Raw genomic sequence first — 15,091 nt, 5'->3', positions numbered from 1 at the left:
TTATCTATGAAAATTTTCAGCAAAAAATATACTATTCTTGGGATTACGCTTATTGTTTCATCGTTTGTTTTAATGAGCTTCTACCCTATCGATGGTTACGAATCTACAGGAATCACTCGATTATTAAGGTTACAACGTATTCAGCAAGATTCTACGCAAAAATTAGATTTACCGATCGGCGCTCAGCTTCCGTTAAACTGTATTAATTTACAATTGACTTCCGTAGAAGATTCTATCACGACTATTTTAAAAGAAGATGAAGAGTTTTCAGCAAAAATAAAACAAGTGGTTCCTTCAGGAAATTATTCGGTGACGGTATTAGATATGAGCGACCCGAATAACCTAAAATATGCCGCACACAAAGAGAGTTTAGGTTACCAACCAGGAAGCGTTGGGAAACTTACTGTAATCACCGCTTTATTTATGCAGCTGCATAATATTTGTCCGCAGTCTTGGGAAGCCCGCAAAGCTTTACTAAAAAACAAAAAAGTGAGAGCCGGCGATTGGGCGTTATACGACCATCACACCATTCCCGATTACGATATCGAAAATGATCGTCAAGTAAAAAGAAAAGTAAAAGCAGACGATGTATTTACGCTTTACGAATGGGCAGACCATATGATGTCGGTAAGTAATAACGGTGCGGCAAGTGTAGTTTGGCGAGAAGCTTTATTAATGGCTGCTTTTGGTGATGAATATGAATATATTACCGAAGAAGATGCCGATGAATATTTTAAAAACACGCCTCGAAAAGAATTAACGCTTTTAGCTAATAGTATCGTAAACGATCCTTTACGTAAATTAGGAATTACCAAAGATGAATGGCGTTTAGGAAGCTTTTTTACCTCTGGAGCTAATAAATACGTGGGCGATATTGGCGGAAGTATTGGTACTCCGGTTGGATTAATGAAATATTTAGTTCAGTTAGAACAAGGTAAAGTCGTTGATAGTTCTTCAAGCTTAGAAATTAAACGTTTAATGTATATGACCGACAGACGTATTCGTTATGCTTACGCGCAAGAAATTAGAGATGCAGCGGTTTATTTTAAATCGGGTTCTTTATATTCTTGTGACCGCTCTAACGGAAAGTCTTGTGGTGAATATGCCGGTAACGTGTATAATTATATGAATTCTGTTGCGATTATCGAACACCCTAACGGAAAGAAATATATGGTTTGTTTAATGACCAACGTTCTTAGAAAGAATTCTGCTTGGGATCATATGGTATTGGCTTCTAAAATCGACCAAGTGATTAACCCGAAGAAAAAAGAAACATCTTCTTAAGCAGAAGTTTAGTCTTCTAATAAATTATTAAGCGCGTTTATAGCAAACGTGCTTATTTTTTTGTTCTGATGTCTGGTAAGTGGTTTAACTAACGGAATATAGGTTTTGTTTTCGCCATCTAATTGTGCGATCAAATACAAAACAGCCAATTTTATTTTCTGGTCTTTCCCTTTTAGTAGCATTTCAAAGCACATTTTTTCGGTTGGCGCAACTAAATCGTCTGCTTCTTGGTTTTCATTAAAAACCGTAGAACTTTCAACTAAAGGTAACAGCGTGTGTTTTAAATTAGGCTGAAGTAAATTATCTAAAAACTCAATGGCGTTGGCTCTAACTTCTTGCTTTTCGCTAATAATCCCTTGGTAAGCGATCTCGATATCTTTTTGTTGATATCGAAGTCCTAAAAGGGTAAAAATCTGCTCTAAACCGTGGTCTAATCGTCGTTCTAAAAGATCGATCAAACTATTTCTAGCTGAAAATTCTTCCACATCTTTATCGCTGGTAAGCATCTCTTCATATTTTAAAAAGATCTGTTTTTGTATTTGCATGGCCGATAACGTACGATGGTACAATTTACACTCTTGCAAAATTAATCGCACCACATCACGCTTGCTAAATTTTAAAGAAGGATGTTTCGATTTTAATTTATTTAAAACTCTTGCCGATTCTAAACGCACAATGAGGTCTTTATTCCTCAGCAATTTAAACAAAGCATTAACTGCTTTTTGACCACCAAAAGCGCCGATAATTTCAGGAATAAATTGTTTTGAATTTGGATCGATTTGATCGTAATTCAATTTAAATATCAATTCTTTAATGATTGCGTGACCGTAGTTTTTTAAAGCTGAAATAGCTTCATTCCTAAATTTTTTATGCTGAAGAAAGTCTAATAAATTATCTAAGAACAACGGACTAGAACTTATTCCTGCTGCCTTGATCGCGGCTTTAATAACTTCATCATTTTTGTTGTTGAAATGAGCTGTGATGTAAGAATAAAACCTTGAGTTTTCTGCATATCCGATGGTCTGGATCAACTCGATGGTTTCTTCGATTCGATGCGTATCACTAGGAAGGTTTACGTGTTCAATTTGTTTTGCTATTCTTAAACCTAATTTATAACGCTGTGCCAAACGTTTATTATCTCTAGATTCGATTGCTAAACAAAGTAAGGCTGCAGAAGAAATATATGGATCTTTATGATTTAAGTAAGCGTCGAATAATTCTAATCCATTAATATCGGTATGTATAAGCAAATAACGCATGGCTGCAAGGACCACCTCATCATCACGTTGATAAATTAACTCCTGAACTTTATCGATCGCCGTTCCTTTATCTAATAGATATAAATTAGATATCGCTGCGGCTTTCACTTCATTTGAAGGATGATCTAGGAGTTGAATGATTAAATTTTTCAGGCGCTTATCGCTTACATCATTTACTTTATTCAGCATATATAAAATCTCACTTTCCTCTCCATTTTCTAAAACGTTTATAATCGTTAATTTGGTTGAAACGCTTTTCGATTTTCTTTTTTTTCGTTTCGTCTGCTTTGCGGTAAAGCTGATTAAATTTTCTCGGAAAGATTCAAAATACGTAGTTCTCACTTTAAAGATGAAAAATAACCAAACGCTGAGTAAAATGAGAATTAAGATTGAAACCTGATAGGCTTCAAAATCTAATCCTTTCACCACAAAAATTAAAAGACAACCGGCTATTCCTGTCGCCACGCTATCGACCACCACATCGATAAACGACTTGGTTTTATTTTTCACTTCTGTTGGTACAGGAAGTACTAATAATTCTGAAGCAGCTTTATTGATTGATTGTTTAAAACTCCCATCGATCGCTTTTATTAAGATCACTGCCCAAAGCTCCGGAAAGACAATAAATAGAATCGCTGCCAAACCAATCCCTAACGGAAGTATCAATAAGGTGGAAGCTACGCCCCAAACCCCAACAATTCTTCTTGTTAAAAATAATTGAATTGCTAATGAAGTTAAGTTGAAGGTAGAAAACCAAAATCCAAAAAAAGAGGCTAAATCATCTGAATTCCCGATTGCTTTTGAAGCCATGTCACTAAATTGATAATCGACCAGTTTAGCTACGATCACACCTACTCCAATAATTCCTGCGATATAGGTGAGATGTTTGGATTTTAAAATAAGTTTAAATGAAGGCTCATCGGAAGCATACGTACGTTGTTGTTGCCTAAAAACTCCTAGGTTTTTCACTCGCTTTCGCCAAATAATATGTAATAACGGAATACAGGCAAACATTATAAGTGCAGCAATGATCATTAAATCGTCATTACCAATTACCGGCGCTAAAAGATTAGTTAGATAACCTCCTAAAATACCACCACTAATGGCTCCCGCACCAATAAAACCAAATAATCGTTTGGCTTCTCGAATGTTATACACCAAATTGGCTAACACCCAAAATTGAGAAGTTGCCAAAACTGCATAAATAGCTACCCAAACATAGTAGAAATATAACAGCCAAGTTGAAAAATATTGTAGGCTTAGCAAGAACTTTAACGATATAAAAACCACTCCGGAAACGATTAAAGTCGCCGTAACAATTTTTAGTAATGAAAATCGTTTTAATGCCTTGTTATAAAAAAAAGAACTTCCGACAGCTACCAATGCCACTAAAAGAAAAGCATAAGGTAAACTCTCGGAAGTTAATTTAGATAAAAACAACGCATTAACCGTAGGTTTTACAATTAATAGCGTTGTAATTATTAAGAAGATGTACAGTTGCATTAACAAAGAAACGCCTAGTTCTCCGCTTCTAATGTCGAATGTTTTCTGTATAAATTTTCTTAGCATTTTTTTTGGACAAACTACAACTATTATGTAGTTTCCAAAGAACGTGATTTTTTAATTATATTTTCTAAAGGAACTACTAAATCTCTAATAATTTGTTCTCCATTAGGATCTTCTACTAAAGCTACAAGAATATATTTTCTTCCGTCTTTACCCCAAACTAAAGCAGAATCTGCGTGATAGTTTCTCCAAGACCCAGATTTTCTAAAAACTCTAGCGTTTGGAGCAATACGATCTAAAGTATTTACAAATTTATGGTGAAGATGAGAATCTTCCATAATATCTAACATCTTCTTAGATTTTTCCGGTGAAACTAAACTACCAGTGATCATTTTATAGTAAAATCTACAAACTTGTTGCACGGTAGCTGCGTGACTTAATCCTTTAATAGGATCAGGATTTCTTGGTCCGCCGGCAGCATAACGTTTACCTACCCAAAGGCCACCGCCATTTAATTCATCGTATAATTTATATTCAGGACTTTGTAAAACGGCAGCGATTTTATCGTAACCTAAACGGTCGATCATTCTAGTAGAAGCGTGGTTATCTGATCTGTTAATCATTAAATTAAGATCTCTGGTTACTTCTACAGTTTCTGCTAATTCACAATTCTCAATAGCGTCCATCGAAGCTAAAAGAATAGCGATCTTAGGCAAACTTGCCGCATACATCATTTCGTTACTGTTGATCCCGGCGTAGTGAGCGTTATTTATATTATTTAAGTCTACTACACCTATCGACATTTTTTTGTTATTAACCAATCGCCTCCACGTAGGATTCTTCATTACCTCATCTTCTAGTAAAACTTGAAGAGGATCATTAGCTACTTCGGTAAGAGGTGTGATTTCCGCTAAATCTGCAACAGGTAAGCTTTGCTGAGCACTTACATGAATTGCAGTAAACATAAAAAGACTTAATAAACTGAGACTGATGTGTTTTAACATAAAAAGTTTTAAATTTTAATTTGGGTTGATTCAAAAATAGTGAAAAACTAATCATAAATAACTTAAAATCAGTTTTTAACATTCGCTTATATGAAATACAAGTCTCGTGCCAATTAATATTTATTATGTTAAATCTTACAAACTTTAACAATTAATCTTCAAAATGAGGACCATTCTCTTCTTTATAACTCCATCTTCTCATTTGATTGAGTTCTTCTTGGATCTTCAATTCTTTTTCAGAAATAACTTTTAAGAAAGAAGGATGTTGCTCGATCGCATATTCTATTTTAGAAACGATCTCATCGTAGCTTTCATTTTCATAATCGATTTCTAAAGGTTCTTTAATCACCATCGATTGTAAAATACCGCGTTTTTTTATACGAATACCTTTTTTGTCGAAAGAACGTCGAAAACCATCGATCACGATCGGTACAACGATAGGTTTGTATTGCTTAATAATATGCGCGGTACCTTTTCTAATTGGTTTCCAAGGTTTTGTAGTACCTTGTGGGAAAGTAATTACCCAACCGTCGTCTAGAGCTTTACCAATATTGGTAATATCGCTCATTTTTACTTGTCTGTTTACTTCTTGACCTTTAGAACGCCAAGTTCTTTCAATAGAAATACTTCCGGCATAAGCCAGTATTCTTGCCAATAAACCTGCTTTCATGGTTTCTTTAGCAGCGATATAATAAATATTGAGTTTAGGATTCCACAAGTAACCTACGTTCTTAATGGTATCGACACGACCACTTAAACTGGCATTAAATACGTGAAACATCGCCACAACGTCGGCAAAATAGGTTTGGTGGTTAGAAACAAAAAGAACATTATTATCGGGAAGATCTTTAATAATATCTGATCCTTCAATATTTAAATTATTAAAACCACGGTAACGACGATGCGTCATAGCGCCCATAATTCTAATTAACCACTTTTTTAAAAAAAGTATATGCCCGAATGGATTTTTTTTAAATATCCCCATTTATTTTCTATTAGAACCTCCAAATATACAAAATTAGCTCGGGTTATAACATCTCATTAAGTAAGGCTTTTACCTCATTTAACATCATTCCTGTAGCTCCCCAAACAATTTGTTGATTTAAATAAAAGGCAGGAACGCTAACATTTTTAGCGTAAGAGGTTGAAAGTGTTTCTTCTACTAAATTATCATTATTTAAAAAGTCGCTTAACTTTACTTCTAAAATTTCTTCTACTTCGCTCTCTTGCTTTTTAAAATTTGGAGTTTTTTCTGCAATTCCTAAAAAGGGTTGAACCCAAAAATTTGAAGGTGGAATATAAATTTTAGTCAGTTTTTTTAATACTTCGATCTCTTTTGGATGCACTCCAACTTCTTCGTACGTTTCTCGTAAGGCGGTTTCCCGTAAGTCTTTATCTTGTTTTTCTTTTCTTCCTCCGGGAAAACCGATTTGAGCAGAATGCACGCCTTTATAGGTTTTTCTCAAAATTAAAGTTAGACAAGTTTCCTCTTCAGAATTAGGATAAAACAAGGCCATCACTCCTGCTTCTTTAGGTTTTTTAGCTTCAATATTTACTTGTTCTAGTTCGGTTTTTCTAAAATTCGGAGCCATTTGCAGGTGTGCTTCTTCTCCTAAAACTTCAAAATTTTCTATTTTTGAAATCGATTTTTTAAATTCTGAAAATGTCATACTTTCAAAAATTAGTAAGCTTTACATTTGTAATTACAATTCTTTTTGCGAGTTGTGAAGATACTAAAACCAATAGTAGTTCTAAACAAACTCAAAAAGAACTTCAGCAAAAAAAACAAAAAGTTAAGCAAGATAGTATTATAAATTCGATCAACATTCCTGATGGTGGTAGCAAAACAGATATCGACCTAAGATCTATTACAACGGTAGAGCAAGAACAGCTTATTCCTTTTCTAACAAAATATGGCAAAGAAAATCCTGAAGATCAAGTAACGATATACACTAATTTTGGTGAGATCGATGTTAAACTCTATAAAGATACTCCGCTACATCGTGCAAATTTTATTCGATTGGCTAAAATAGGATATTTTGAAACTACATTTTTTCATCGTGTGCTCGATAACTTTGTGGTACAAGGTGGTAATAGTGATAATCTTTCAACTCAAAAAGTGAGAGCTGCTGTTGGCGATTACCTTATACCGAGTGAATTTTCTTCGAAACATCAACATTATCGCGGAGCTTTTTCTGCTGCGAAATATGCTGAACAAAATGTAAGTAAAGCTTCTTCTCCTTTTGAATTTTTTATCGTTCAAGGTAAACGTGGCGCGCATCACCTAGACAACGATCATACTGTTTTTGGTGAAGTGACTCGCGGAATGGACGTGGTCGATAAAATTGCTAAAGTAAAAACCGATGCCAGCGAATGGCCTATTCGTAATATATTAATTGATAGCGTAGTGGTTAACTAAATTTATTTTTCTTCAGAATGAAAATATACCGAAGGTAAGCGTAAATCAAAATACACTGCTAAGGATCTTACGATAATTACAACCGCACCAGAAAGGGTAAATACTACTTCTGAACTAAGTTGAAGTTTTAATAAGATAAAGTAAGTGATACCTCCCAAAATACAGGCTGTGGCGTAAATTTCTTTGGTTCTAAATAATAGCGGGATTTCATTACAAAGAATATCTCTAATTACCCCACCAAAACAAGCCGTCATCGTACCGATAGCGATACAAATTATGGGAGGGAAATCTGCCGCAAGCCCCTTCTCTACTCCAATTATGGTGTACAATCCAATCCCCACCGTATCGAAAAGAAACAACGATCGTCTAAAAAAAATTAGCTTTTTTCGGAAGATAATCGCAAAAACGGTGGTTGCTAAAATTACGTGAACATAGGTAAGGTTACGCATCCAAGCCACAGGAAATCCAATTAAGATATCTCGTAAAGTCCCGCCACCAACAGAGGTAACAAAAGCGATAATTAGTATCCCAAACGGATCCATTTTCTTTTTCATCGAAGACAGCACTCCAGAAATAGAAAAGGCGATCACCCCAAGAATATCGATAATTAAATAATAATCCATTTATTGTTGTGTGTAGTAATTATAGTCTGCAATTACTTTTTCGATAAACTTTATCGGTTTCTCGTTAGGCGTAATTTGCATCATTTCACTGGTTTTATTAGATAAAGAAACAATAATCGCGTGATTGCTTTCTCGCTTTGCTTTTTGAAAGAGATTTTTAATCGTTTGTATTTCGTTATCGTTAAAAATAGTTACCTGTGGATATTGTGGCTGATAATCTTCTTCAACATCAACATTTAACGTATGATGTAAAAAAACACGCTGCTTTTCTGAAATTACAGCGGTTTTTGCAGCAATGTCTCCCAAACGTTGACCTTTACCATTAAACAAATAGACCACCAAAGCTAAAGATCCAGAAGTCATTCCTAATTCGATCATCCCTAGCAACCAACGTATCGCAAAATTAGAAAATCCGGCACGAGAACCGTCTAATTTTACAACTCTAATTCGTAATAATGCTTTACCAACAGTTTGACCATTCCAGAAAGTTTCAGAAAGCATCGGGTATAAAAATGGCGGTAAACCTACAATTAGCATATAGACCCATTGTTCTCGCATTCCTAAAGAAAGAAAGCCCAAAAGCACAGAGGTTAAGATCATGTAAGCGATCATCACTAACACATCGACAATATAAGCTAATACTCGATCGCCTAAATTGGCAATATTTTGATTGATGGAAACATTTTGAGCTGTTTCTATTTGAAAATTATCCATTTAATACGTTTCTTTGAAATCCAATCTTCAGAAATTATGCGTGAAGCTGCATTTGTAAAGCAAAATAAGGATAAATGGAATAAATTTGAAAGGGTTATTCAAAATAATATGAATATTCCTCCGGAAGAATTATCGGCACTTTACCTTGAAGTGACTGACCATTTAAGTTATGCGCAGACGTTTTACCCAAATAGCAATACGCTACAATACTTAAATAGCTTATCGTCGCGAGCACATCAAAAAATTTATAAAAGCAAGCGCGAATCTAGAAACCGATTCATTACTTTTTTCACGAAAGAGTTTCCGTTAGAGTTTTATCATTACCAAAAGCAGTTATTAATCGCCTTTTTATGTTTTATGCTTTTTGCCGTCGTAGGCTGGTATTCTGCCGGAAGCGATCAAAGTTTTGTTCGTGCGATTATGGGAGATGCTTATGTGAATATGACTTTGGAGAATATCGAAAATAATGACCCGATGGCGGTTTATAAAGAGATGAGCGAGATGAATATGTTTTTAGGGATTACCGTCAATAATATAAAAGTAGGTTTATTTGCCTTTGTTTTAGGCTTGTTTTTTGGGATTGGCACTATTTACATTATTATGCAAAACGCAATTATGCTGGGTAGTTTTCAATATTTCTTTTACGAAAAAGGTTTACTTTGGGAATCGGTGAGAACCATTTGGATTCACGGTACTATCGAGATCTCTGTAATTATTGTTGCTGCTTGTGCCGGTTTAATTGTTGGGAAAGGTATTTTATTTCCCGGTACCTTTAGCCGAATGGCATCTTTTATAAATGGTGTGAAAGTCGGCCTAAAAGTGGTATTAAGTACCGTCCCCTTTTTTGTGATTGCCGGTTTTCTAGAAAGTTTTGTAACCAGACATACAGAAATGCCCGATTGGTTAGCTATTTTAATTATAAGCTTATCTTTGGCACTCATTTTATTTTATTACGTTTATTACCCAATACATTTAAATAAATTACAATCGAAAGATGCAGAAATACATTCAGTTTAAAAGAGAACGAGATCTTGGTGAGATTTTAAGCGATACCTTTAAGTTTATAAGAGAAAATTATAAACCGCTTTTAAAAGCTTTACTAAAATATACCGGTCCGGTATTTTTATTACAACTTTTTGCGTTGGGTTATTACAGTTATGTAAGCGTTGGCCAAGGAAACAATCTTTTTACCTCCGGAGTTATTGGTCAAGGTTGGGGTTTTAATATGGTCACCGGCTTTTTCTTTTTGTCTTTAGCATCGATGGCTTACCAAGCTTTTATGAATGGGACCATTATGCAAAGCATTAAATCTTACATAAAAAATAATGGTGAAATTAATGTAGATGAAGTTGGCGAAGGCATGAGCCAAAATTGGTCTTCATATCTTGGTTTAGGTATTGCGGTGAGTATTATGATTTTTGCCGGAACTATCTTTTGTGTCCTTCCGGGTATTTACCTAGCGGTACCACTTTGCTTGGTTTATGCCATAAGAACGTTTGACCGCTTAGGTTTTTCTGAAACTATTTCTTACGCTTTCAGCTTAATTAAAGAAAATTGGTGGATTAGCTTTTTCACGCTTTTACTGATGGGGATTATCGTTTATGTAATTGCGCTTATTTTTCAACTTCCTGCAATTATTTATACACTTACAAAAACCATTACTTACGTTAATGAAGGTACGTTTTCAGACCCGTCGTCTATGTTCGATTGGGTTTATTTAACGCTAAACATTGTGGGAAGCGCACTTTCGTACATTATTTACGGTATGCTTTCAGTATGTATAGGTTTTATTTACTTCAACTTAAATGAACAAAAAAATCATACCGGAGCTTATGAAAGTATCGAAAACCTAGGGAAAGACGAGTAAATGAGCTATTTTCAATACGCTATTTTTTCTATTTTACTTTTTACCGCTAATCTAAGTATAGCGCAAGAAGACACGTTAGTATCACAAAATTTTGAGTACGATAAAACTCAAAACCTTACTCCCTTATCTTTTGATGAAGTACAATTAGAAGACTATAAAAATGATAGCGATTTTGATTATACCGAAGTTAGTGCAGAAAAATCTTGGTGGTACCAATTTAAAAGATGGATAGCCAATATTTGGAGTGACTTTTGGCATTGGCTATTGGGCGATTATAAAGCCGATGGTTTAGTGGCTTTTCTTATTGAGAGTTTACCTTATATTATTCTTTTTCTTATCATCTGTTTTGCCGTTTATCTTTTTATAAAACTCAATCCTGTCGGTGAATATCTTGGTGATAAAGAAACCGGAGAGGTATTTTTATCTGAAGAAGAAAAAATTATTTATACCGAAGATATTAATCAGCTTATTACAGATGCTTTAGAAAACCAACAATACCGTCTGGCGATTCGCTATTCTTATTTACTGGTATTGCGTGAATTAAAAAATAAAGAAATTATCGATTATCAATTTCAAAAAACCAATCACGATTATTTAGCTGAAATTGAATCAGAACAACTCAAACTTCAGTTTAAAAAAATCACCAAATGGTACGATTTTGTTTGGTACGGTGATTTTACAATTTCTGAAGAAGAATATCAACACGCTTCAAAAGACTTTGCAGCCATTAAAACGCAATTACAATAATGGGCAGAAGTTATAAAATCATATTAGGCGCTTTACTTGCTTTACTGGCAATGCTTATCTTTTTAGAAGCCAATCAAAAAGATCCGGTAAACTGGTATCCCAGCTATTCGATCACCGATAAAATTCCGCAGGGTACTTTTGTATTTTATGAAAGTTTAGAAAAAGTCGCTAAAGTGGAACAAGTTAATATTCCGCCATTCGAATTTTTAGAAGATACCTCCACTACCGGTACTTATTTCTTTTTAAACGCTTCTGTAGGGATCGATGCTGCTGAATTAAACAAACTTTTAAAATGGGTAGAAAAAGGAAATACCGCAGTAATTTCTGCCAGTTACATTAGCTATCCGTTACTCGATACGCTAAAAATCACTAACGATCAAAAAATTAGAAAAAACGGACTTGAAAACATACCGCAATACAATTTTGCCAATAAAGATTTAAGAAGCGAAAAATATTACGAATTCAACAGAGATCATACGCTAGAATATTTTGATTCACTAAACGGTAAGCAACAAAAAGTTTTAGGCATTGCTAAAGTAAAAGACGATAATTCTCTACAAAATGATAGTCTAGCCAATTTTGTTGAAAGCAAATTTGGTGAAGGCCGATTTTTGCTGCATAGCTCTCCGCAAGCCTTTACTAATTATTTTTTATTGGACGGAGAAAACTTTGAATATGCAGAAAAATTCTTAGCCTATTTAGACTTACAAGAAACGATCTATTGGGATAATCATTATAAAAACGGCAAGATTATTCATACCTCGCCGCTTTACATTCTACTAAGTAATCGCTATTTTAAATGGGCCTATTATTTTGTAATTATCGCGACAATTTTGTTTATCTTTTTTGAAGGAAAAAGAAAGCAGAAAAGCATACCGGTGGTCGATCCGTTAAGAAACCAAACTTACGATTATACGCGAACCATCGCCGGGATGTATTTAGACCAAAAAGATTATCGCACAATAGCTCAAAAAATTAGAGATCATTTTTTTATCTTCCTTCAAAAAGAATTTAAAATAAACGTAAAAGAACAGAAAAATTACCGTCAATTAATCGAGCAACAAACCAAAATTTCTTCAGAAGAAATCGATCTATTATTTGACCAAATAAAAGCGCTAGAGGTAAAACCTAGCGTAACTAAAAAAGATATCGAAGCACTTAACCGCTTAATTATTCAATTTAAAAAGAATATGTAATGGAAAATGAACAGGAAAAAGAGTTCTCACAAGAACCAATGCAACCCATAGAAAATACTTCTTCAACAGAAGAAAATCAAGATATAAGTTTTAATAGTCGCATTCCTTTAGATGAATTAAAAGCTGCCGTAACCCAACTAAAAGACAATCTATCGAAAGTAATTGTTGGGCAAAAAGATTTTGTTGAATTGCTTATCGTTGGACTTTTAGCCGATGGTCACGTTCTTATTGAAGGAGTTCCCGGGATTGCCAAAACGGTTACTGCCAAATTATTCGCTAAGTCGATTAAAACTGAATTTAGCCGAATTCAATTTACACCAGATCTTATGCCGAGCGACGTGTTAGGAACTTCGATCTTAAACGCAAATTCTTCTGAGTTTGAATTTAAACCCGGACCTATTTTCTCAAACATTGTTTTGATCGATGAGATTAACCGAGCGCCGGCAAAAACGCAAGCCGCACTTTTTGAAGTGATGGAAGAACGCCAAGTTACCATCGACGGTAAAGAACATAAAATGCAACCGCCATTTATGGTCTTGGCCACGCAAAACCCGGTAGAACAAGAAGGAACTTATGCTTTACCAGAAGCACAATTAGACCGTTTTATTTTCAAAATAAAAGTAGATTATCCTTCGATTGAAGAAGAAGTGATGATCTTACAATCGCATCACGAGCGCAAACAGAAAAATCCGACCGATTTAATTGAAGCCGTGATCACGCCGGCATTGCTGAACAAATACAGAACGCAAATTCACGAGATCGTAATTGAAGAAAAGATCATTAATTACATCGCGCAAATCGTTACCAAAACAAGAAATCATCCGCATTTATTTTTAGGAGGTTCACCAAGAGCATCGATCGCCATTATGAATGCTGCAAAGGCTTTTGCGGCAATTAACGGTAGAGATTTTGTAACTCCGGAAGATGTTCAAAAATCATTAAATCCGGTACTTGGGCATCGTATCATTTTAACACCAGACAAAGAAATGGAAGGAATGAGTACCGAAAATGTGATTGAAATGATTGTAAAATCTATCGAAATCCCAAGGTAATTTGATCAAGCTCATTAAATCACTATACTTTAGCGAGCGCTTTTTTTATGCGCTTTTTGGCTTCGCAGCCCTATTTTTGCTTTCCTATTGGGCAAAACCCATTTATCCGTACATCTGGTTATTGGTGATTGCTTTTGTGGTAATTGTATTTGCAGAAATTGTTGCCCTTTTTAAAACCAATGGTTTATCGGGCGATCGCGTGCTGGCTGAAAAATTTTCGAATAGTGATGAAAATGAAGTGATCATTAATTTAGCGAGCAAATATAGCTTCAACACCGAGATTGAAGTGATCGATGAGATTCCTATTCAGTTTCAAAAAAGAGATTTTTTAAAGAAAATTTCAATTTCAGCAAAAGAAGAAACTTTATTTACCTATTTATTGCGACCGGTAGAACGTGGTGTTTATACCTTCGGAAGTTTAAATTGCTATGTAAAATTTGGGTTGAAGCTAACAAAGAGAAGATTCAAATTCAACAAAGATCAATCGGTAAAAGTGTATCCTTCTTTTATTCAGATGAAGAAATACGACTTTCTAGCAATGGATCGTCGCGTAACAATGACCGGCTTAAAAAAAGTGAGACGTATTGGTCATACGATGGAGTTTGAACAAATTAAAGAATATGTTTTAGGCGACGATATTAGAACCATTAACTGGAAGGCGACGGCAAAACATCGCGATTTAATGGTAAACCAATACCAAGATGAAAAATCGCAACCTATTTACTCGATTATCGACACCAGCCGAGTAATGAAGATGCCTTTTGAAGGTCTAAAACTATTAGATTATGCAATTAATAGTAGTCTGGCATTTTCTAATATTGCGCTGAAAAAAAATGACAAAGTCGGGTTGCTTACTTTCTCTAATACAATTCAGAAATTTTTAGCTTCCTCTAGTAAAAAAACGCATTTACAAACCATTTTAGAGTCGCTATACAGTATCGATACGAAGTTTTTAGACAGTGATTTTGGTACGTTATATGCATATACCAAAAGAAAAATTACGCATAGAAGTATGTTAATGCTTTACACCAATTTTGAGCATATTTCGTCATTAAGAAGACAGCTTCCTTATTTAAAAGCTTTAAATCGTAAACATTTATTGGTGGTCGTATTCTTTAAAAACACCGAATTAGAAGATTTGATCGAAAAAGAAACAGAAAATGTTTTTGAGATTACCGAACAAACGGTGGCGCGACAGTTTAAGAACGATAAGCAAATTATGGTAAATGAGCTTCAGCGACACGGTATTCAAACGGTTCTTACCACTCCTAAAAATCTTACGATCAATACGATCAACAAGTATTTAGAAGTAAAATCGAGAGGTTTACTTTAAAAATTACAATTCAGCAGTATTAAATTACAGTTGAGAAACTCTTATTCTTTATTTAAATGAAGTTGAAGTTTCTTTACATCGTTATTA

General features: G+C 34.6%; 14 protein-coding genes. 8 read left to right on the top strand and 6 right to left on the bottom strand.

What is annotated here, in order from left to right:
• Positions 1–6: 6 nt before the first annotated feature.
• Positions 7–1,284 carry a serine hydrolase gene (locus G551_RS0100160; RefSeq protein ID WP_027883655.1) on the top strand — a complete coding sequence of 426 codons (1,278 nt, stop codon included), beginning with the start codon at positions 7–9 and terminating at the stop codon, positions 1,282–1,284.
• A gap of 8 nt (positions 1,285–1,292) precedes the next feature.
• Here the strand turns inward: G551_RS0100160 and G551_RS0100155 are convergent, their stop codons facing one another.
• The 4 genes from G551_RS0100155 to G551_RS0100140 form a co-directional block, all read right to left on the bottom strand.
• A complete protein-coding gene (locus tag G551_RS0100155; RefSeq protein ID WP_027883654.1) occupies positions 1,293–4,112 on the bottom strand; it encodes an Npt1/Npt2 family nucleotide transporter in 2,820 nt (939 codons plus the stop codon).
• 23 nt (positions 4,113–4,135) lie between these two features.
• Entirely contained in the window at positions 4,136–5,053 is a 918-nt protein-coding gene (locus G551_RS0100150) for a serine hydrolase (RefSeq protein ID WP_027883653.1), read from the bottom strand.
• A 151-nt stretch (positions 5,054–5,204) separates the two neighbouring features.
• On the bottom strand, positions 5,205–6,038 hold the full coding sequence (locus G551_RS0100145) for a lysophospholipid acyltransferase family protein (protein WP_027883652.1): 834 nt from the start codon (positions 6,036–6,038) through the stop codon (positions 5,205–5,207).
• A 43-nt stretch (positions 6,039–6,081) separates the two neighbouring features.
• Positions 6,082–6,723: an NUDIX hydrolase gene (locus tag G551_RS0100140; protein ID WP_027883651.1), complete on the bottom strand. Its 642-nt coding sequence runs from the start codon at positions 6,721–6,723 to the stop codon at positions 6,082–6,084.
• On the opposite strand from G551_RS0100140, the gene G551_RS0100135 reads away from it, so the two are divergent.
• Entirely contained in the window at positions 6,717–7,472 is a 756-nt protein-coding gene (locus G551_RS0100135) for a peptidylprolyl isomerase (RefSeq protein WP_027883650.1), read from the top strand. The two genes, G551_RS0100140 and G551_RS0100135, sit on opposite strands and share 7 nt — an antisense overlap.
• A gap of 2 nt (positions 7,473–7,474) precedes the next feature.
• On the opposite strand, the gene G551_RS0100130 is transcribed toward G551_RS0100135, so the two are convergent.
• Both G551_RS0100130 and G551_RS0100125 read right to left on the bottom strand, forming a co-directional pair.
• Positions 7,475–8,095, bottom strand: coding sequence for a trimeric intracellular cation channel family protein (locus G551_RS0100130; RefSeq protein ID WP_027883649.1), 621 nt, complete (start codon positions 8,093–8,095; stop codon positions 7,475–7,477).
• Positions 8,096–8,809, bottom strand: coding sequence for an RDD family protein (locus G551_RS0100125; protein WP_027883648.1), 714 nt, complete (start codon positions 8,807–8,809; stop codon positions 8,096–8,098). It lies immediately after the preceding gene.
• 36 nt (positions 8,810–8,845) lie between these two features.
• Between G551_RS0100125 and G551_RS0100120 the strand changes: the two genes are divergently transcribed.
• The 6 genes from G551_RS0100120 to G551_RS0100095 are packed head-to-tail and all read left to right on the top strand — an operon-like array spanning position 8,846 to position 15,004.
• On the top strand, positions 8,846–9,826 hold the full coding sequence (locus G551_RS0100120) for a stage II sporulation protein M (RefSeq protein ID WP_027883647.1): 981 nt from the start codon (positions 8,846–8,848) through the stop codon (positions 9,824–9,826).
• A complete protein-coding gene (locus G551_RS0100115; RefSeq protein ID WP_036243005.1) occupies positions 9,804–10,676 on the top strand; it encodes a hypothetical protein in 873 nt (290 codons plus the stop codon). The genes G551_RS0100120 and G551_RS0100115 overlap by 23 nt, the downstream gene beginning before the upstream one ends.
• The gene (locus tag G551_RS15145) at positions 10,677–11,423 is read left to right on the top strand and encodes a DUF4129 domain-containing protein (protein ID WP_036243002.1); all 747 of its coding nucleotides are present in this window, start codon (positions 10,677–10,679) and stop codon (positions 11,421–11,423) included.
• The gene (locus G551_RS0100105; protein WP_027883645.1) at positions 11,423–12,619 is read left to right on the top strand and encodes a DUF4350 domain-containing protein; all 1,197 of its coding nucleotides are present in this window, start codon (positions 11,423–11,425) and stop codon (positions 12,617–12,619) included. The genes G551_RS15145 and G551_RS0100105 overlap by 1 nt, the downstream gene beginning before the upstream one ends.
• A 38-nt stretch (positions 12,620–12,657) precedes the next feature.
• Positions 12,658–13,671 carry an AAA family ATPase gene (locus tag G551_RS0100100; protein ID WP_036243122.1) on the top strand — a complete coding sequence of 338 codons (1,014 nt, stop codon included), beginning with the start codon at positions 12,658–12,660 and terminating at the stop codon, positions 13,669–13,671.
• A gap of 1 nt (position 13,672) precedes the next feature.
• Complete coding sequence (locus G551_RS0100095) at positions 13,673–15,004, top strand: DUF58 domain-containing protein (RefSeq protein WP_027883643.1); 1,332 nt, start codon at positions 13,673–13,675, stop codon at positions 15,002–15,004.
• Positions 15,005–15,091 lie beyond the last annotated feature (87 nt).

Source organism: Mesonia mobilis DSM 19841 (genome assembly GCF_000423405.1).
Lineage (GTDB): Bacteria > Bacteroidota > Bacteroidia > Flavobacteriales > Flavobacteriaceae > Mesonia > Mesonia mobilis.
This window is presented reverse-complemented; position numbering and strand designations above follow the sequence as displayed.